Genomic DNA, 16,985 nt, shown 5'->3' on the forward strand with positions numbered 1-16,985 from the left:
CCACCAACCACATCAGTCACCGAAGACCAGTGAGGGGAACTGCCATGATCACCGAACACCAAGAGGTCGCCCGGCACCGGGTCGCCGAACAGGTCCGGGCCGCCGAGATGCGGGCCCTGCGCAACGAAAAGAAGGACGCCCTGCGGGCCGCGGGGGAGACCGGTGGCCCGCGGCACGAGCTGGCCGGCGTACTACGGCGGTTGGCCGACCGCCTCGAGCCGCAGCCGCGGCACCGCCGTACGGGCCTGTCCGTCGTGCGGTGAGATCGATGACTTCTCAAGCACTTTGCATGTTGCTGCAACGCCTTGGTCTGATCACGATTCCGAGCCGCTGACGCTGCTAGCGTCTGCGTGTCAGGTGCTTCAGGCAACTTGGGGAAGAGAGAGATCCGATGGTGTTGCGCACGTTGGTCACCGCTACCGCCGCAGTCGTACTGCTGGCCGGCTGCAGCGGAGGTGACGACAAATCCGCGGATGCCAAGGACAGCGGGAACAACCAGACACCCAGTACGCCGAGTGCGCCGGCCGTGACGCCGTACGATCCGCCGAAAGCCTTCCAGGCCAACTACGCCTACTCCCTCCCTGAGGTCAAGGGGCACACCTTCGCGCCCAAGGTCGGCATGGTCGGCATGACCGCCGTGGCGAACAGCCTCCGAGGCGTTGCCGGCCAGAGCGCCGCCGGGCCCGCCAAGCCCTGGCAGACACCGGCCACCGAAACCACCGACGGCAGCGTCGTGATCAACGACGCGACCGCTCCGTTCTCCGTGCAACTCGATGGGAAGCCGGCCGTCGCGGTCGCCTACTACCAGCGGGTCAAGGGCGCCGGTACTACGAAGCCCGGACTCTCCGTGCTGTTCCGGTGGCTCGACCCGGCCGACGGCAAGCTGTTGTCCGAGGCAACGGTCGACGCCACTGCGCTCCTCGGGGACGCCGAGGTGAACAGCAGCAGCCCGGGTGACTTCAGGCAGGTGTCGGTCGACCCCGCCACCGGGCAGATGGCGGTCGGCCTCGGGCCGAGCAGCATGATCGGCGCCAAGTCCGGCATCATCACCGTGATCGGCGACCCGGCCACCAAGAAGGGCGTCGCAGTGCCGTTCACGGAGCCGGCCGGGATCAGCAAGGGCGTGCTGGTCGCTGCCCAGGGCAAGGAAGAGCGCCAGACAGTGTCGCTGCTCGACGCCGCCACCGGCCGTGTCACCAAGTCCGGCCTGCTGCCCGGTCTGGAAAGCATCAACGCGACCGGCAGCAATGGTGGCAAGTACGCCTACCTGTACGGGCTGAAGTACGACAAGAGCCTCACCGAAAACGTCGGCTACCTGTACGCCGTTGATCCTGCGACCGGCACCGTCGTCCAGACCAGGTCCGCGCTGAAGAGAGGCGACTATCTGGCCAGGTACAGGTGCCAGGCCGACGGTCAGAAGGCGGTCGTCTGCACCGCCGACCAGGTGGCGACCGGGGAGATCATCGGGTTCGACGACACCACGGGCAAGAAGGCCTGGGGCTTCACCGGGGAGAGCGCCGGCCGGGTGGTGCCGGCCGTGACGGCGGCCTTCCACGGCATGGTCTACGCCACGGTCAATCAGAAGCCGATCCTGCTGAACGCGCTGACCGGCCAGGACGTCCCGGTGCCGACGCCGACCATCCCGACCGGCCCGGACACCGGTGGCCCGACATCGGGCGAGACGGCGACTCAGAACCCGACCGATGGCAGCACCGACGGCAGCACGCCGTCCGGCGGCAGCTCCGACGCCCCGGTTGTGGCCCAGCCGGACTACAAGCCCCAGTCACCGACGAGCGTCTCCGAGTACGGCGGCGCCTACCTGACCGAGGCGTCGTACGGCGACGGCTTCAGCGGCACCCTGCAGATCCTGAAGGCGGTCGGCTGATGGCAGACCTGCGCGTACTGCGTCCGCTGCTCACTGCGACCGTTGCTCTCACCCTGCTGGCCGGCTGCGGCGGCGGTGACGACGACAAGGCCACCGACAAGCCGGCCGACGGCGGGTCATCGGCCACGTCGGCTCCCTCGGGCCCGCAGCTGGCGACGTTCGACCAGCCCAAGGCGTTCGCACCGGTCTCGGGTTTGGCCAAGGGCGGTGAGGCCGGAATGCCGAACATGTACTACATCCAGGCCGGCATGGTCGGTAAGACCGCGCTGTACGGGCTGCGCTCCGGCCTGGCGGGCAACACCCTCGACGCGAACAGCTGGGAGGTTCCGTCCGCCACCGACGAGACCACGAAGACCACCGACCTCACGCCGCCGATGGCCGTGCAGTTCAACGGCAAAGAGGTGATCGCGGTCGCCTACACGCAGATCGTGCAAGGCGGCGGGACGCAGAAGCCGCACGGCCAGGTGACCGTCCAGTGGATCGACCCGGCCGAAGGCGATCTTCTTGCCACCGCCGTCGCCGATCTGAGCAGCCTGCTCGGGCCTGGGGGCAGCGCCTCCAAGCTCTCCACTCCGGCTTACGACGCGGCGACCGGTCAGGTCGCGATCGGCGCCTCGACGACGATCCAGGACGGGCCGTCGAAGGTGCACGACTTCACGGTGTTCGCCGATCCGGCCACCAAGAAGGCGACCACGATCCCGTCGGTGCTCGCGGCCGGCGTACTGAACGGTGTCGTCGTCGGCGTCAAGGGCAGCCAGCAGGAAGGCGCCAAGGACAACACGGTCGTCCAGGCCGACGGCGCCACCGGAGCGGTCAAGAAGTCCGTGCCGGTGCCGGCGATGAACTACCTGCACCCCACCGGTTCGGGCGGCAAGCACGCGTACTTCGCAGGCAGCGGCTACGTGAACGGCGGCAAGGACGACACCGACCACGTGAACTCGATCTTCGCCGTCGACATCGCCACCGGCGAGGCGATCGAGAACAAGCTGGCTAACTCGAAGGACTCCGGCGACGGCGCCACCTGCTTCTCCGATCACGTCGCCGCAGTGGTGTGCAACCGCGGGGGTGGCGACAAGCAGGGCATCTCCGGGTTCGACGACGCCACCGGGAAGCTGCTCTGGGGTTACGACTCGTCGTCGAACCGGGTGGTCCCGAAGATCACCGCGCTCTACAACGGACTGGTCTATGGGCAGGCCGACAGCCAGCCGGCGATCCTGGACGCGAAGACCGGCCAGGACGTCACCGCTCCGAGCACCACTCCCAGCGCCACCTCCAGCGTGACTCCGACGGACGGGACGACACCGGAAGACTCGTCCAGTTACGGGAACGCCGGTGGCTGGGGTGACACCTCGATGCTGTCCGGCAACCAGCAGTCGCCGCTGATGGTCTCGAAGTACGGCAGCGTCTACCTGCAGGAGCCGGGCAACAACGCGACGCTGAAGACCGAGAAGATCCTGGTGGTCCAGAAGGCCATCGGCTGATCGGTCACCACTGAAAGGCCCGGTGCGGAGGCACCGGGCCTTTCGGCGTACAGGGCTCAGATGTCTGTGCGGTGGAAGTTCTTGAAGGAGCGCGACGGGGTCGGGCCGCGCTGGCCCTGGTAGCGGGAGCCGTACTTCGCGGAGCCGTACGGGTGCTCAGCCGGTGAGGACAGCCGGAAGAAGCAGAGCTGGCCGATCTTCATCCCAGGCCAGAGCTTGATCGGCAGCGTCGCCACGTTCGACAGTTCCAGGGTCACGTGCCCGGAGAAGCCCGGGTCGATGAAGCCGGCGGTGGAGTGGGTGAGCAGGCCGAGCCGGCCGAGTGAGGACTTGCCCTCCAGCCGGGCCGCCACGTCGTCGGGCAGCGTCACCAGCTCGTAGGTGGAGCCCAGCACGAACTCGCCGGGGTGCAGGATGAACGGCTCCTCACCGTCCGGTTCGACCATCCGGGTGAGGTCGGGCTGTTCCTCGGCCGGGTCGATGTGCGGGTACCGGTGGTTCTCGAAGACACGGAAGAAGCGGTCCAGACGCACGTCGATGCTCGACGGCTGCACCATCGCAGCATCGAACGGGTCCAGCTGGACCCGCATCGCGTCGACCTCGGCCAAGATGTCACGGTCGGAGAGCAGCACGAACGCAACCTACCGCAGCAGGCTGCGTTTGCGCTCGTGTACCCACGTGCCCCTCGGGCTCGGGGCACGATGGCCCGAAGTGGCCCTCCGGAGCCCTCAGCTCCCCGGATCGCCCCAGCTACGGGCCCTCGGCAACGGCTCAGCCGGACAGCTTGTTGAACTTCGACACCTGGGTGGCGAAGGTCTTCACCTGGGCCGGCGACCAGTCCTTGAGCAGGTCCTCGATCACCTTGTGCCGCTTCTTCCGCGCGGCGGCCAGCTTGCGCTTGCCGTTGGCGGTCAGCGTCAGCAGGGTCGCCCGCGCGTCCGACTTGTCCGCCGCCCGCTTCAGCAGCCCTTCTTCTTCCAGCCTGGCGCAGGCCCGGCTGACCGGTCCCTTGTCGACCTCGAGAGCCGCCACCAGATCCGCCATCCGAACCGGCGCCAGATCCTCGACGTGGTTCAGCAGTGCGTACTGCGCCGGCTCCAGGTCCGGGTGCGCCTCGTCGGACAGCGTCCGCTGCAGACCGCGCAGCCGGCGCGCCAACGTGACGAGCTCCTTTTCCAGGTTCTCCAGCGCGTCATTGGTCTCAGTTGCCACCTGTTCACCCCTTCTTTTCAGTTGCCCCGCAACCATCTTGTCCGGTCCCGGCAGGGACCGCATCCTCACGTTGCGTCGAATGTTGCCCCCGGCAACGCGTTCTAATCTGCCAGAAGTTGACCGGCATGCCCAGTCCTGAGCGCGCCCTTTGTGGAAAACTGCCCGATAACCCCCTGTGCAAACGCACCGGGACGTCAGGTATGATCCTGCGGTCTGCTGGTTGAGGGACAGCTCCGCGGGTGTAGTTCAATGGCAGAACATCAGCTTCCCAAGCTGACAGTGCGAGTTCGATTCTCGTCACCCGCTCCATAGCAAAACCCCAGGTCAGGGCCTACTTTCCGACCTGGGGTTTCGTCGTCTCAGGAGCCGGGTACGCCGGTACGCCGATCGCGCGCGTGATCCGCCGGGCGACTCCGGGGCGGCGTCGAGCTACCCAGTTGCGGCGCTCTCAACCGTCGGCGCGGCCGATGGCAGGAACTTGCGACGCGCCGGTATTTCCTTTTCGAATGGCGCCCGGGTTTGTCCTTGCAAAGACGGATCCTGGAAACCATTCCACACCTGGCCGCCACCGGGTGGCCGGAGGCAACCAGTCGGGTCAGAGCACCCGGATGCCGCCGTCGAGGTGCAGGTCGACGGCATTGACGGCACCATTGCGCAGCAGGAAGTCGGTGGCGTCGACAACCTCGGCCGTCGTGGCGAGCCGGCCGGTCGGCGTACGGGCGACGATCGCCTCCTGCGGACGGCTGGACCATCTCGGACTGTCGCCGACGACGCCGGGATGCAAGGCGTTGACGCGGACCGGCGCGAGCTCGACGGCGAGGGTTCGCATCACACCGGAGACCGCACCGTTGGTGGCGGTGATCATCGTCGAGCCGGGGTACGGACGCAGCTTGCCGAGACCGCCGAACAACACGATCGAGGCGCCCGGACGAAGGCGATCGGCCAGCACCCGCGCGGTCTCGGTGTAGCCGACCAACTTCACCGTCGACGCCTTCACAGCATCGGCGACACTGAACGCCTTGACGGTGTTCGCAGACTGCTCGACGGCAGTGATCACCAGATGATCGAGTTCGCCGACGCCGGCCAGCGCCTTCTCGATCGTCTCGGGATCGGCGAGGTCCACCGCGAGGCCGCTCGTCGCACCACCGATCTCGGCCGCCGCCTGCTCGGCGCGCTCGGCCGACCGGCTCGTCACGAGCACCGAGTCGCCCCGCTCCGCGTAGTACCGGGCGATCTCCCGGCCGAGTCCGCCGCTGCCTCCGACGATCAGCACTGCCGACACTTTGACTCCTTGTGAGGCTAGACGATTGAAGTTTCAATGATAGCGCGCGGGAATCAAGCGGGGGCAAGCGGTTGCCGTAACTTACTTTCGCCTGATTGACTCAGCGGGTGAGGTTTTTCCCCTTCGCCCGGGAGTTGCTGTGGAGATCACTCGCCGCCGCCTGCTGTCCTTCGTCCCCGCCGCCGCGCTGCTGACCGCTGTCCGGCCGCTCGAAGCTTTCGCCGCCCCCGCCGACAACCAACTGCTTGAAGGGTCCGCCGAGAACCGGCTGCTCGCCAACGCGATCGCGATCTTCGCCGGCACCGACGAGTCGAACGCCCGCCCGGAGGTCGCCGCGAAGCTCGCGGCAATCGACCAGACGGCACGCACCTGGCTCGCCGCGATGGACCGTGCACAGGCGGGTGAACTCTTCGCCGGACTCCCCCTCGGCACCAGCGATCCCAATCTGAGCGCATCGTTCCAGCACCTCTACGAGATCGCCCTCGCCACCAGGCGCCCCGGCCCGGTCTCCGACCTACAGGGCAACCCTGATGTACGGACGAGACTCCTCGAGAAGCTCACCTGGTTGCACGCGAACTACTACGGCGACCAGGCGAAGGGGTACTACGGCAACTGGTTCACCTGGGAGATCGGCATCTCGACGTACGTCGGCCGGACGCTCGCGCTCCTGGACGCGCCGCGCGACCTGATCACCACGTACGTCGCGTCGATGGACGCCTATCTGCGCAACGGGACCAACGGCGACGTGAACCTCGACTCGCGGTTCCACACCGGCGCGAACCTCGCGGATATCACCACCAACCGGGTGATCCAGGGTGCACTGCTCGAGGACGACGCGCGGATCCGCAAAGCTCTGCAGGATCAGTTTACCGTGTTCGCGACGATCGATCCGTACCAGCTCCAGCACGGCGTGACGGACGGGTACTACGCGGACGGCTCGTTCATCCAGCACGACTCCGTCGCCTACACCGGGTCGTACGGGAAGGGCCTGCTCAGCAGGGTCGTCCAGACGATCAAGATGCTCGACGGCACCGGATACGCGCAGAGCGGCGACCTGGTCGGAGTCGTCCAGGGCTGGGTGGTGAACGGGTTCGCGCCGCTGATCTTCGAGGGCTGGATGATGGAGATCGTCAAGGGCCGCGCGGTCAGCCGGACCACCACCGGGTACGACGACGTGGCGGTCGTGGTCGAGGCGATCGTCGATCTCTCCGGCTATGCCAGTGCCGCGGATGCCGCGTTGCTGAAGGGCTACGTGAAGTTCACGGCCCGACCGACGCTGAACCCGAACAGCTTCGTCTCGCCGGTGAGCGTGGCTCGCTTCGCCGACGTCATCGCCGACCCCGCCGTACGGGCTGCTGATCTCAATGCGCCGGCTAGCACTGTCGCGTTCAACGCGATGGACCGGACCGTGCATCGGCGGCCCGGGTATGCCTTCGCGCTGGCGCGGAACTCGGATCGGATCAGCAAGTACGAGTACATGAGCGGCGAGAACCTGCTGCCGTGGTTCCAGGGCGACGGCGCGCACTACCTGTACCTGTCCGGCCAGGACCAGACGAAGGCCTTCGGTGTCGACTACTTCACCACGGTGTCGCCGTACTCCCTTGCCGGTGTCACCGCGCCGGTAGAGGAGCGCCGTACGATCCCGGAGCTCTACGGCACGCAGTACTACGACAAGCCGCCCGTGTTCACCGCGTCGTCAGAGGCACAGAACAAGTACGTCTACTTCCCCCGCGGGACGAACCAGTACTCCGGTGGCGCGACTCTCGATGCGTATGGTGCTGCCGGATGGGTTCAGTCGGACGACGTCGCGTACGCCGAGCGCGAGACGCTCCCTAGTGACTTCGTGGTCTACCGCAATGCACGGTCCACCAAGTCCTGGTTCATGCTCGACAACGAGATCGTCGTACTCGCTGCAGGCATCAGTGCCGACACCAGACCGGTGACGACATCACTGGATGCTCGGATAGCGGCACCGACGGACCAGGTGCTTGTCACTCGCGACAGCAGGTGGCTGCGCTACGCAAACGTCACCGCAGGCATCTCCGTCGGCTACTACTTCCTCACACCCGTCGCTGTAGCTGCAGACGTCACCGAGGTGACCCGCAGCCGCCGGGTGATCCGCGCCTCGAACCCGGACACCGCAGTCACTAAGAAGGTCTTCACGCTGACCTCTACTAGTAATGCGCTCGCATACGCCCTAGTCCCCCACGCCAGCGAGTCGCAACTACGTTCCTACACGCACGGCCGTCTCCGCCTGCTTTCCAACACCCAACGCCTGCAGGCGATCCACCACCCCGCCCTCAGGCTCACCGCTGCCAACACCTTCACGCCAGACCGCCACACCATCCCCGGACTCACCATCGACGGCCCCGCCTCGGTGCTCACCCAACGCCGGCCCGACCACACCACCACGGTCGCCGTCTCCGACCCCACGATGGCGCGCCCCACCATCACGGTCACCGTGACCGGCCAATGGCTCCACAAACTCTCCGGCGACGCCACCGTGACCCACACCTTGCTCGGCACGCGGCTGACCTACGACACCACCCATAGCTACGGCCGCACACTCAGGACGGCACTCCGCTAAGCGCTCACTCGCAACCGATACCGTCGTGGTCGGCGTCGAGGCGGTAGATGTCCGAGCCGATCACGGTGACCGGGCCGTCGACGTACTCCGGACCGTTGCCGCTCCCGCCTGAACAGTCGACGTCGCTGGCGATCGGGACGCAGCCGGAGTAGTTCGGATCGCAGCCGCCGCCGCTGGACGGCTCGTCGACCTTGGTGCCGACCGTGGTGATCTGGGTGACCGGCTGGGTCGAGACGACCTGCTTGACCAGCCGTTTCGCGGTCTGCTGCCCGTCGACCAGGGTCAGCTCGTACGTCAGCCGCCGTACGCCGTTGATGCCGCGCTTGGTGACCGACTTCTCGCCCTTCGGCACCGACGAGTCGAGCACCGTCTTCTTCTTGAACGGGATCACCTTCGTCTCCACCACCGTCCGCTTCACCGTCACCGGCGCGGAAGTGGGCGGCTGGGTCGGCTCCACCGGCGTACTGACCACCGGCGCCGGCGTCACCTCACTCGGCGTCACCTCACTCGGCGTGACCTCGGAAGCCGGCGCTTCGACCGGTGATTCCGCCGTCGTCACGGGAGCCGCGACCGGCACCCGCTTTCCTGCGACCTCGTGCTCGGGTCCGCACCCCACCAGCACCAGAACGACCGCAGCACAAAGTAAACGTCCAGATTTCATGTCCCACCCTTGTTCCCCCCATGCCGCGAGACCGATCCCCACCCGCCTCGCCGGCAACTGGCCTACAGCATCAACTGCCGCAAGCCGCCGCACAACCCCCGATAACCAACCGTAATCAAGAACCGCCGGCGTCGACGAGTTGGCCGTCGACGGAGAGGATGCGGATCTTGCCCTGGCCCTTGAGCGGGATGACGAGGGCGACCTGCTGGAGGTAGTCCCGGTGCAGGGTCTGGGTGTACTTGACCATGCTGCTGAACGCGGTGACGTCGCCGGTGGTCCAGTACGCGTTGGAGCCCGGCTCGATCCGCTGCAGGTACTGCTCGGTGAGCGAGAGGAAGACGAGGCCTTCACCGGCCGAGGTGATGAAGGTGACCGGCTCTCCCGTCGGCCGGAAGGTGTCGATGACGCTGGCGATGTACGGCTTCGCGATGTCGGCCGTCGCGTCCTTGACCCGCTGGTTCAGCAGGTTGACGAGGCCGGGCGACGGCGTGAACAGACCGGCCTTGGTGGATCGGGTGCCGCCGGTCAGGTAGACCGCCAAGGTGGCGGCCGCGGACTGCGGCAAACTCGACAGCTTGTCGATGTCGGATTTGGCCGGCATCCGCAGGCCCTCCATCGACGGCAGCTGCATCGTGGTCGAGGGATAGACCGACTGCGTCAGCAACCACGGCGTACCGGCGCTCTGTCGTTGCCAGACGCCGAGCTGGCGGCTGTTCGGATCGTCGGAGACACCCGAGTCGACCACGAAGCGCATCGGGTACGACGTGAACTGCGGCGCGCCGATCTTCGGTGCGAGGTAGCTGAACGGTTTGCTCAGGTGCTGGCCGGCCGGGTCCGTCTTGCGACTGATCTGGTAGCCGGCGCGGGTCATCGTCAGCGTCGGCTCACCCTCGATCGTCGCCGAGATCTTCGGGTCGCGGGTCTGGTTCGCCTTGTTGTTCAGGTCGTTGTAGCGCGTCACCACGGCCTGCCCGTCGGCGACCGTGACCGCCGGCCGGCTGGTGATCGGGGCACTGGTGTTCTTCACCGGCATCGCGACACAACCAGTTGTCATCAGCAACAAAGCCGCGCCGCCGGCAACCCGGCGTACAGGCCCCTTGTACGACGGAGACTGGTACGCCGGCTCGCGATCCACCGGCGTCTGGTGAGGCGCCGGGTCCTGGGCCGGCGCGTCCTGGACCGGTCCGCACTGGGCGAACTCGTACTCTGGGAGCGGCTTCACCACTGCCACCGCGGGCAGCGGCACCGGCGGCGGTGGGCGTCGCCGGTAGAACATCAGCAGCAGACCGATCGCCAGCAGCACCACCCCGGCGCCGAGGATCAGCAGGCAGGTCCCGAACAAGCCGGCCAGCTCGACCCCGAGCGTGAGGCCGATCTCGGCGTTCGGCGTACCGTCGGCGTTCATCGCGACCACGTCGTACGAGCCGTCCGCGATCGGCCAGGAGATCGACTGCTTGCCCGCACCACTCGCCTCGACCGTCCACCAGTCGAGGCCGGCCGGCGGGGTGAGCGGCGTCAGGCCGCCATTCAGCTCCTGGGTGTCGAACTTCGGCGGCAGATTCAGCCGGACGACGCGCGTGTACTGCGAACTGCCGAGGTAGCTGGACACGTCGAGGTCCGGGCCGATCCCGATGAAGACCGGCTTGGCCGACGATGCCGTCACGTGCAGCGTCGGGCCGTGCCGGTCGAGCAGATCGGGCGCGGTCATCACGGCCAGGCCCTTGCTGGTCAGCCGCTGCTCACCGGTGTCGACGGTGTTGTCCGGGCCGACCAGCCAGAAGGCGGCGACGGCGCCGGGGACCGTGGCTAGCAATCCGGCCAGAGTCAGCACAAGCCCGAGGACGATGCGGGCGAAACGCATGGCAGTGCTCCCGTTGGTACGACAAGTCCGGCCCTTGGCGGGGGGCCGGACGGCACAGACCTTAGCGAGGCCGCGGTCACCCGCAGTAACTCACCGTCCACCCGTCGTCACTGGGATAACTGACCTCGCAGTCATTCTGTTACTCTCCATCTCGTTAGTGAACGGCTATTCGTAAACTATCGAGGAGTGTCCAGTGGCCCGACCGCGCCTGATCAGCGACGACGCGATCCTGGACGCCACCCGCCAGGTGCTGGCCGAGCTCGGCCCGGCGAAGCTCACCCTCGCGGCCGTCGGCGCCCGGGTCGGGCTGGCTCCGCCGACCCTGATGCAGCGGTTCGGGTCCAAGCGCGGCCTGCTGCTGGCTTCGGCGGCCCGATCACCGGTGATGGTGCTGCGCGCGGTCGCGGAGGCCGAGGCGCGGAACAGCTCGCCGATGGCGGCCCTGCGCGACTTCGCGTTGTCGAGCATCGCGCACATCAAGCACCGCGAGGAGCTCGGCAACGGGCTCGGCTTCGTTCAGTTGGACGTCGCTGATCCCGAATTCCGGGCGCATGCGCTCGCGCACTCGGCCGCGATCGTCGACAGCTCCGCCCGCTTGCTTGCTGCTGCTCAGCAGGCCGGCGAGCTGAAGCCCGACGTCGACGTACCGGCTCTCGCACGACTGACCCTGGTCTGTTTCAACGGCGCCCTGCAGGTCTGGGCAGTGAACGGCTGGGGCTCCCTGACCAACTTCCTGCGAGACCAGCTCGACATGCTGCTCGCGCCCTATCTCCCGGAGTGAAGATGTTCCTGCGAGTACTGGTCTTCTACCTGGTCACCATGATCTTCTCCGGCGCTCTCAACGCCGTGCAGTCCACCGCTGGCCCCAGCATCGACCTCATCCAACTGGTGCAATTCGCACCAGCCATGGCAGTCGGTGTGATGTTCCTCCTGTTCCGGCGATCCACGCGGGTCCAGGTCCGCTTCGCCCCGGCCGCGACGGTCGCAGCAAAGTCAGCGTTGATCGTCGGGATCGTGGTCGCGGTCATGCTGGTTTCGGCGGGCGTCTACTTGATCGCCGGACGCTCGACCCGCAGCGACGAGCTGCAGTTCCCCTTCTGGGCTTTGGTTCTGACGATGATCGTGGGCGCAGCGGGCGAGGAACTCGGCTGGCGCGCCTACCTGCAGCCCTACCTCCAAACGCGCTTCTCCGTACTACGTTCGTCGGTGACAGTCGGCCTGTTGTGGGGGTTCTGGCACATCGGCGGCTTCGAGCACGGCCTCGTCTACATGGGACTCTTCGTGGTGATGGCCGTCGCGCTGTCCATTGTGATGGGCGCCGTCCTGCAACTCGCCCGCGGCGCCAACCTGGCCGTGGCGACAGCCGCCCATGCCGCCGCCAACCTCGCCATGCTGCTCCTCTTCGACGAGGAGAACGGCGACAAATTCGCGATGGGTACCTTGGCCGCTGTCTGGGTGCTCGCCGCAATCACCACCCACCTGGCGATCCGCGGGTCAGCGCGACGCGGTTCGGAGCGCCCTGTACTCCTCAAGCGCTGACACCAGGTCGACGATCACCGGAGAGGGATTCGCGTACGCCGTCAGGTCGCGAAGGTCGGCCAGGACGTCGTCGACCGCGGTAACGGCCGGCCTGTTGGTCAGGGCAGCGCGCAGCTGGGCCTTAGCCGCCTCATCGTCGCCAAGCGCTACGAAATAGACCATGACGTTGAACGCGATGCGGTCAGGTTCCCCGGCGCCGGCCAGGTTTGCTTGATCCAGCTGCAAGGCATGCGTCAGCCGCTTGCCGGCCTCCTCGTGATCGCCACGCTGGCGAAGCAGCATTGCCGACAAGTAGTAGGCCCAGCCATCTGCAGGCACCAATTCGATGACGCGATCGAGGTCCGCCTCGGCCTCTGCCAAGAGTCCGAGGTCGAGGTAGAGCTGTCCCCGGTTGCCCAGCGCCCAGCTGTAGTCGGGGTCGAGTTCGATCGCACGGGTGAAGTCGGCCAGAGCGTCATCGTCGCGGGCTAACTCGCGGTGGACGTCGCCCCTGCCGGCAAAGCAGAGATCGCACTCGGGGTCGAGCTCGATCGCACGGGTGAAGTCGGCCAACGCGTCGTCATAGCGCTTCATTGCTTGATGGACGCCGCCGCGCCTGCGCAGTGCCCAGACGTAGTCGGGTCTGAGCTCGATCGCGCGACTGAGATCGGCCAGCGCCTCGTCGTACCGTTCCTGATCCTCGTAGACCCCACCCCGGGCCGCGATGGCCCAGCTGTAGCCGGGGTTGAGTTCGATGGCGTGAGTGAGGTCGGCGACGGCGTCGTCGAAACGTTCCATCTCGCGGTAGGTGTCACCACGGGTGCCGAAGAGCCATTCGCTCTCGGGCCAGGTCTCGATGGCGCGCGTGAAGTCAGCTACGGCCTCGTCGTAGCGTTCCAGCTCCCGGTAGGTCTCGCCGCGGTCGCTGATTGCCCAGGTGTACTCGCCGTCGAGTTCGATAGCCCGGGTGAAGTCGGCGATGGCGTCTTCGTAGCGTTCCAGCTCCCGGTAGGCATGGCCTCGAGAGGTGACTGCCCACGGTTCCGCGGAATCGAGTTCGATCGCGCGGGTGAAGTCGGCCAGCGCCTCGTCGTACCGGCTCATGTCCTGGAAGACGCGACCGCGCAGGGTGTGCTCCCATGCCGAGTCGTCGGCTTCGAGCTCGATGGCCCGGGTGAAGTCCGTCAGAGCTTCGTCGTAGCGCCCGAGGTCGCTGTAAACCATTCCTCTGCTCGTGATCGCCCAGCTGTAGCCCGGATCGAGTTCGACGGGCCCTGGTCAGGTCCTGGAGGGCCTCGTCGTCGTGGCCGAGCTGGTGGTGAGCGTTCCCTCGCCAGGCGACGATCCAGTGCACATCGGGACAGAGCGCGACGGCTTGTTCGAGGTCGGACAGGGCTGCTTCGTAGCGGGCGGCATTCTCATGGATCTGACTTCGCTCGGCGAGCGCCGTACCGCGATGTGCGTCATCCAGTGTGGTGTCCGCGGCGAGGTCGGTCAGCAGCGCCAGCGCGCCCTCGGTCCCGTCGTTGAGCCACGCCGTCAAACGCCGGCCGCGGTCGCGAACGGCGGAAAGGCCTGCATCTTGTCCGGCCTGGGCGATCATCTGTGCCCATCGGGCCACCGATTCCCGCGAGCGGTCGTAGCAATCGACCAAGCCGTGCAGAGCATCGCTCAATCCGGCGGCGCCCCGGGCGCACAGGTCGTGGTACTTCTCCTCGAGGAAGAGATCGCGCCACCGGTCGTCCTTCCAGCCGGATCGATCGGTCAGCGCCAAGGCGGCTTTCCGGGTCCGGTAATAGTCGGCCAGCGCCAGCTGGTGATCGTTCCAGTCCTGCGGCGCGCTGCGACGCAGCGATCGCAGCATCGGTGTACGAACGACCTCGTGGTACCGGAATCCGTCCGTCTGTCCGACGACGAACGGCAGCCGTCGGAGCCAGTCGAAATCCACCGGCCCGTCGGCGATGACAGCGATGACATCTTTGTCGAGCCGTCGAGGGAGCGCGCCCGCGCGAGCGGTCTCCTGTTTGTCCCGGTCCGGCTCCACTCTCAGGAAGCGATCAACGGCGCTGTCGCTGTCGTCGTTGATGACATCGGCACCGTCGGCGGAGGATTCGGCGAGGGTCGCCACCAGAACCGGCAGCCGGCCGGAGAGCTCCAGGATGGTCTCGACCGCCTGCGGGTTGTCCACGCCGCGGGTGGCCAGTAGCTGGCGTGCCTCGCTGTCGCTGAAGACCTCCAACTCGATGTCGGCGCGGATCCCCAGATAGTCGCCCCACGCGTTCGGATCCAGGCGATGTTGCCCGGAGATGGCGATGACCAGGGCAGGCGGCAGGTCGCCGTGCCGGCCCTCCAGCACCTCCAGGAGCCAGCGTTCCAGGAACTGTCCGGTGCGCTCGTAGGTGTCGATGAACAAGGCGATCGGTCCATCGGCAGCAGCCGCGCGAAGATCCTTCAGGAAGACCTGCGAGAGGACTTCGATCGGGTTCAGCAACAGTTCCAGATCCTGCTGCCGCGCGAACCGCCTGGCCAGAAACATCCGCGCCTGATCCGCCTGCCGGGCGGCCTCGTCCTTGTCGATCTCGCCGGCGAAGGCGCCGACGACCGGGATGTCCCTGGCGGCGCGCAAGCCGATCCGGACAGCCGATCGGGTCAGCAGGGACGAGACACCGGACGGTGCGCCGGGGTCGGACGCCGCTTCATGTCGCCGCTTCCGGTACAACGCCAACTGCTCGGTGAACGCCTCGCACCGGGCCCCCTGTTGGTTCAGGTCGGTCGCGAGCATCTCGATCGCCGAAGGGACGTCGAAGGCAGCCTCGTCGACATAGGCCGTTCGGTAGTGGTGGCTCTGCGCGACCCGCTGCCATTGCCGCACGAGCGAGGTCTTGCCGATCCCGGCAGCCCCGTGAAGGCTGAAGAGAAACCGCCGCCGGGGATCGTCGATCGGCAGCGTCAGGCTCTGTTCGAACAGCCGCAACGGCTCGGTCCTGCCGACGAACAGGCCCGCCTGCCTGGCACGGATCAAGTCCTGCAGCGACACAGGCCGGTCTGCCATCGTCGGATCCCTTCCCACGTCGTCCGCTGACCACGTGAGTATTTGGGACCGCGCGAGTCAGAGCAAGTCGCCTCGGGCGGGGCGCGGCTAGCTAGCGGCGGTGGGTCGGGTAGAGGGCTCGGCGGAGGCGGAGTTCGTCGCGGAGGGTTGGCGGGATCGGGAGGTTGCGGTCCTCGAGGGCGTGGACGCAGGTCTCCAGGCTGATCAGCAGGCGGTCCGCGCGGGGGCCGCCGGCGTTGCCGAGCCGGGGGGTGCCGCGTTCGGCCTGGTTCGCGGCGCGGGCCGCCGTCAGCTCGGCGAAGATCACCGCGAGGGTGATGTCGGACGGCGTACGGCGTACCGGCTCGCCCACGCCGGTCAAGCGGCCGGCGACGGGTGGACTCGCGATGTCCGGCCCTCTCCGGCGCGCACCGGCTGGGGCAGGGCTGACCTGCCGGGAACGTGGCTGCGGGCGGGATGACGGTAGGTAGAGCGGGAACGACATCGAGATCGCCTCGTCACAACCGGAGACTCCAAGGCGTTCGACAGTGAACGTCCACCCCTCCGATCCCCTCAAGGTACCCCTATCCGCTCATTTCACGGCAGTCCGAACCGAACGCAGCGTGCCCGTGGCGGTCACCGAGGACGCCGCCGAGGATCAGCAGTACTGCGCGCGGCAGCGTGTACGCGGTGAGCGCCGGGCCGGCGGCGTGCGGGCCGATGCCCGAGTAGCCGCGCGTCACCCGTCGAGACGTGCAGGCATGACCAGGGTGGTGAAAGTGCCCTGATCGGCTGACCGGACGGTGACCGGCCGGGCTGGTTCGGAGATCTCCAGCAGTACGTCGGGTCCGACGCTCACGCTCAAGGCGGCCGCCAGCACCGCCGCCGTGAACCCGATCCGGACGTCCCCGGCCCCGACCACCTCGAGAGATCCGATCTCGCCGGCGGCAACCTCGCTCACCGTCAGCTTGCCGGACTTGATGTCGAGGGCAACCATTCCGCCGGTGAGCAGCTCCAGCAGCCGCAGGCGGTCCACCACCACCCGGCAGACCGGTGCCGGCAGATCGTCCAGCATCACTTGGTACGCCGGAAACTCGTCCTCGACCACCCGCAATTCTCTCGTCGCGTCCTCGGTGCGGAGTAATGCTGTGCCGTTGGGGTTGCTCTCGACGGTGATGCGCTCTGCGGCGGCTGCCCAGCGGCCCAGGTCGACCAACTCCACAGCGTTGACCAGCAGACTCCGTGGGTGACCGCGGAAACTGAGCGGCTGCAGCTTGCGCACCGACAGCCGGTACCGGTCGCTCGCGACCAGTGTCACCTCGTCCTCGCCGAGCTCGATCAGCACGCAAGCGAGCGCCGGGATCTCGCCGGCCGGCGCCGCCGCGGCCGCGACCTCAGGCCAGGTCGCAGACGTCGTTCATCTCGACCGGTACGCCGCACAAGGTGATCCTGAGCCTCTTCGACCTG

The 16,985-nt window shown here is 67.3% G+C and carries 17 protein-coding genes and 1 tRNA gene; 9 read left to right on the plus strand and 9 right to left on the minus strand.

Translation table 11 applies throughout. The features are described from left to right. Positions 1-44: 44 nt before the first annotated feature. The 3 genes from ABZ004_RS12935 to ABZ004_RS12945 all read left to right on the plus strand — a co-directional run bounded on the left by ABZ004_RS12935 (position 45) and on the right by ABZ004_RS12945 (position 3,366). Positions 45-263 (plus strand): hypothetical protein, encoded by a 219-nt coding sequence (locus ABZ004_RS12935; protein WP_355680002.1) that lies wholly within the window; start codon positions 45-47, stop codon positions 261-263. 128 nt (positions 264-391) lie between these two features. Then, on the plus strand, positions 392-1,885 hold the full coding sequence (locus ABZ004_RS12940; protein ID WP_355680003.1) for a hypothetical protein: 1,494 nt from the start codon (positions 392-394) through the stop codon (positions 1,883-1,885). Next, entirely contained in the window at positions 1,885-3,366 is a 1,482-nt protein-coding gene (locus ABZ004_RS12945) for a hypothetical protein (RefSeq protein WP_355680004.1), read from the plus strand. The genes ABZ004_RS12940 and ABZ004_RS12945 overlap by 1 nt, the downstream gene beginning before the upstream one ends. Positions 3,367-3,422: 56 nt before the next feature. On the opposite strand, the gene dcd is transcribed toward ABZ004_RS12945, so the two are convergent. Further along, the gene (gene dcd, locus ABZ004_RS12950) at positions 3,423-3,998 is read right to left on the minus strand and encodes a dCTP deaminase (protein ID WP_355680005.1); all 576 of its coding nucleotides are present in this window, start codon (positions 3,996-3,998) and stop codon (positions 3,423-3,425) included. 139 nt (positions 3,999-4,137) lie between these two features. Beyond that, entirely contained in the window at positions 4,138-4,578 is a 441-nt protein-coding gene (locus tag ABZ004_RS12955) for a MarR family transcriptional regulator (RefSeq protein WP_355680006.1), read from the minus strand. A 235-nt stretch (positions 4,579-4,813) separates the two neighbouring features. Between ABZ004_RS12955 and ABZ004_RS12960 the strand changes: the two genes are divergently transcribed. After that, positions 4,814-4,887: transfer RNA gene (locus tag ABZ004_RS12960), tRNA-Gly, on the plus strand. Positions 4,888-5,173: 286 nt separating this feature from the next. Here the strand turns inward: ABZ004_RS12960 and ABZ004_RS12965 are convergent. Further along, entirely contained in the window at positions 5,174-5,860 is a 687-nt protein-coding gene (locus tag ABZ004_RS12965) for an SDR family oxidoreductase (RefSeq protein ID WP_355680007.1), read from the minus strand. Positions 5,861-5,999: 139 nt separating this feature from the next. Between ABZ004_RS12965 and ABZ004_RS12970 the strand changes: the two genes are divergently transcribed. After that, positions 6,000-8,447, plus strand: a complete 2,448-nt coding sequence (locus ABZ004_RS12970) for a polysaccharide lyase family 8 super-sandwich domain-containing protein (protein WP_355680008.1) — start codon at positions 6,000-6,002, stop codon at positions 8,445-8,447. Between the two features lie 4 nt (positions 8,448-8,451). Here ABZ004_RS12970 and ABZ004_RS12975 read toward each other — a convergent pair whose 3' ends face one another. After that, on the minus strand, positions 8,452-9,108 hold the full coding sequence (locus ABZ004_RS12975) for a G5 domain-containing protein (protein WP_355680009.1): 657 nt from the start codon (positions 9,106-9,108) through the stop codon (positions 8,452-8,454). Between the two features lie 115 nt (positions 9,109-9,223). Beyond that, complete coding sequence (locus ABZ004_RS12980; protein ID WP_355680010.1) at positions 9,224-10,969, minus strand: hypothetical protein; 1,746 nt, start codon at positions 10,967-10,969, stop codon at positions 9,224-9,226. Positions 10,970-11,162: 193 nt separating this feature from the next. Between ABZ004_RS12980 and ABZ004_RS12985 the strand changes: the two genes are divergently transcribed. Beyond that, positions 11,163-11,750, plus strand: coding sequence for a helix-turn-helix domain-containing protein (locus ABZ004_RS12985; RefSeq protein WP_355680011.1), 588 nt, complete (start codon positions 11,163-11,165; stop codon positions 11,748-11,750). 2 nt (positions 11,751-11,752) lie between these two features. Beyond that, positions 11,753-12,508 carry a CPBP family intramembrane glutamic endopeptidase gene (locus tag ABZ004_RS12990; protein ID WP_355680012.1) on the plus strand — a complete coding sequence of 252 codons (756 nt, stop codon included), beginning with the start codon at positions 11,753-11,755 and terminating at the stop codon, positions 12,506-12,508. Here the strand turns inward: ABZ004_RS12990 and ABZ004_RS12995 are convergent. Further along, on the minus strand, positions 12,464-13,711 hold the full coding sequence (locus ABZ004_RS12995; protein ID WP_355680013.1) for a tetratricopeptide repeat protein: 1,248 nt from the start codon (positions 13,709-13,711) through the stop codon (positions 12,464-12,466). The genes ABZ004_RS12990 and ABZ004_RS12995 overlap by 45 nt on opposite strands. 79 nt (positions 13,712-13,790) lie before the next feature. Between ABZ004_RS12995 and ABZ004_RS13000 the strand changes: the two genes are divergently transcribed. Together ABZ004_RS13000 and ABZ004_RS13005 are read left to right on the plus strand one after the other, a co-directional pair. Continuing rightward, a complete protein-coding gene (locus ABZ004_RS13000; RefSeq protein WP_355680014.1) occupies positions 13,791-14,693 on the plus strand; it encodes a hypothetical protein in 903 nt (300 codons plus the stop codon). An 87-nt stretch (positions 14,694-14,780) separates the two neighbouring features. Next, positions 14,781-15,569 (plus strand): hypothetical protein, encoded by a 789-nt coding sequence (locus ABZ004_RS13005; protein WP_355680015.1) that lies wholly within the window; start codon positions 14,781-14,783, stop codon positions 15,567-15,569. Between the two features lie 61 nt (positions 15,570-15,630). Here the strand turns inward: ABZ004_RS13005 and ABZ004_RS13010 are convergent, their stop codons facing one another. Genes ABZ004_RS13010 through ABZ004_RS13020 form a run of 3 tightly spaced genes read right to left on the minus strand, consistent with a single transcriptional unit; the run spans position 15,631 to position 16,863 of the window. Beyond that, a complete protein-coding gene (locus tag ABZ004_RS13010) occupies positions 15,631-16,095 on the minus strand; it encodes a hypothetical protein (protein ID WP_355680016.1) in 465 nt (154 codons plus the stop codon). A gap of 7 nt (positions 16,096-16,102) precedes the next feature. Beyond that, the gene (locus ABZ004_RS13015; RefSeq protein ID WP_355680017.1) at positions 16,103-16,261 is read right to left on the minus strand and encodes a hypothetical protein; all 159 of its coding nucleotides are present in this window, start codon (positions 16,259-16,261) and stop codon (positions 16,103-16,105) included. After that, positions 16,258-16,863 (minus strand): hypothetical protein, encoded by a 606-nt coding sequence (locus tag ABZ004_RS13020; RefSeq protein ID WP_355680018.1) that lies wholly within the window; start codon positions 16,861-16,863, stop codon positions 16,258-16,260. Before ABZ004_RS13020 ends, ABZ004_RS13015 begins: the two co-directional genes overlap by 4 nt. Positions 16,864-16,985: the final 122 nt, after the last annotated feature.

The organism is Kribbella sp. NPDC006257, assembly GCF_040613535.1.
Taxonomy (GTDB): Bacteria; Actinomycetota; Actinomycetes; order Propionibacteriales; family Kribbellaceae; genus Kribbella.

Coding starts and splice junctions, on each gene's coding strand:
- ABZ004_RS12990 (WP_355680012.1), top strand. CDS start 11,753: ATGTTCCTGCGAGTACTGGTCTTCTACCTGGTCACCATGATCTTCTCC.
- ABZ004_RS12945 (WP_355680004.1), top strand. CDS start 1,885: ATGGCAGACCTGCGCGTACTGCGTCCGCTGCTCACTGCGACCGTTGCT.
- ABZ004_RS12935 (WP_355680002.1), top strand. CDS start 45: ATGATCACCGAACACCAAGAGGTCGCCCGGCACCGGGTCGCCGAACAG.
- ABZ004_RS12980 (WP_355680010.1), bottom strand. CDS start 10,969: ATGCGTTTCGCCCGCATCGTCCTCGGGCTTGTGCTGACTCTGGCCGGA.
- ABZ004_RS13005 (WP_355680015.1), top strand. CDS start 14,781: ATGTTGCCCGGAGATGGCGATGACCAGGGCAGGCGGCAGGTCGCCGTG.
- ABZ004_RS12975 (WP_355680009.1), bottom strand. CDS start 9,108: ATGAAATCTGGACGTTTACTTTGTGCTGCGGTCGTTCTGGTGCTGGTG.
- ABZ004_RS12995 (WP_355680013.1), bottom strand. CDS start 13,711: ATGGTTTACAGCGACCTCGGGCGCTACGACGAAGCTCTGACGGACTTC.
- ABZ004_RS12940 (WP_355680003.1), top strand. CDS start 392: ATGGTGTTGCGCACGTTGGTCACCGCTACCGCCGCAGTCGTACTGCTG.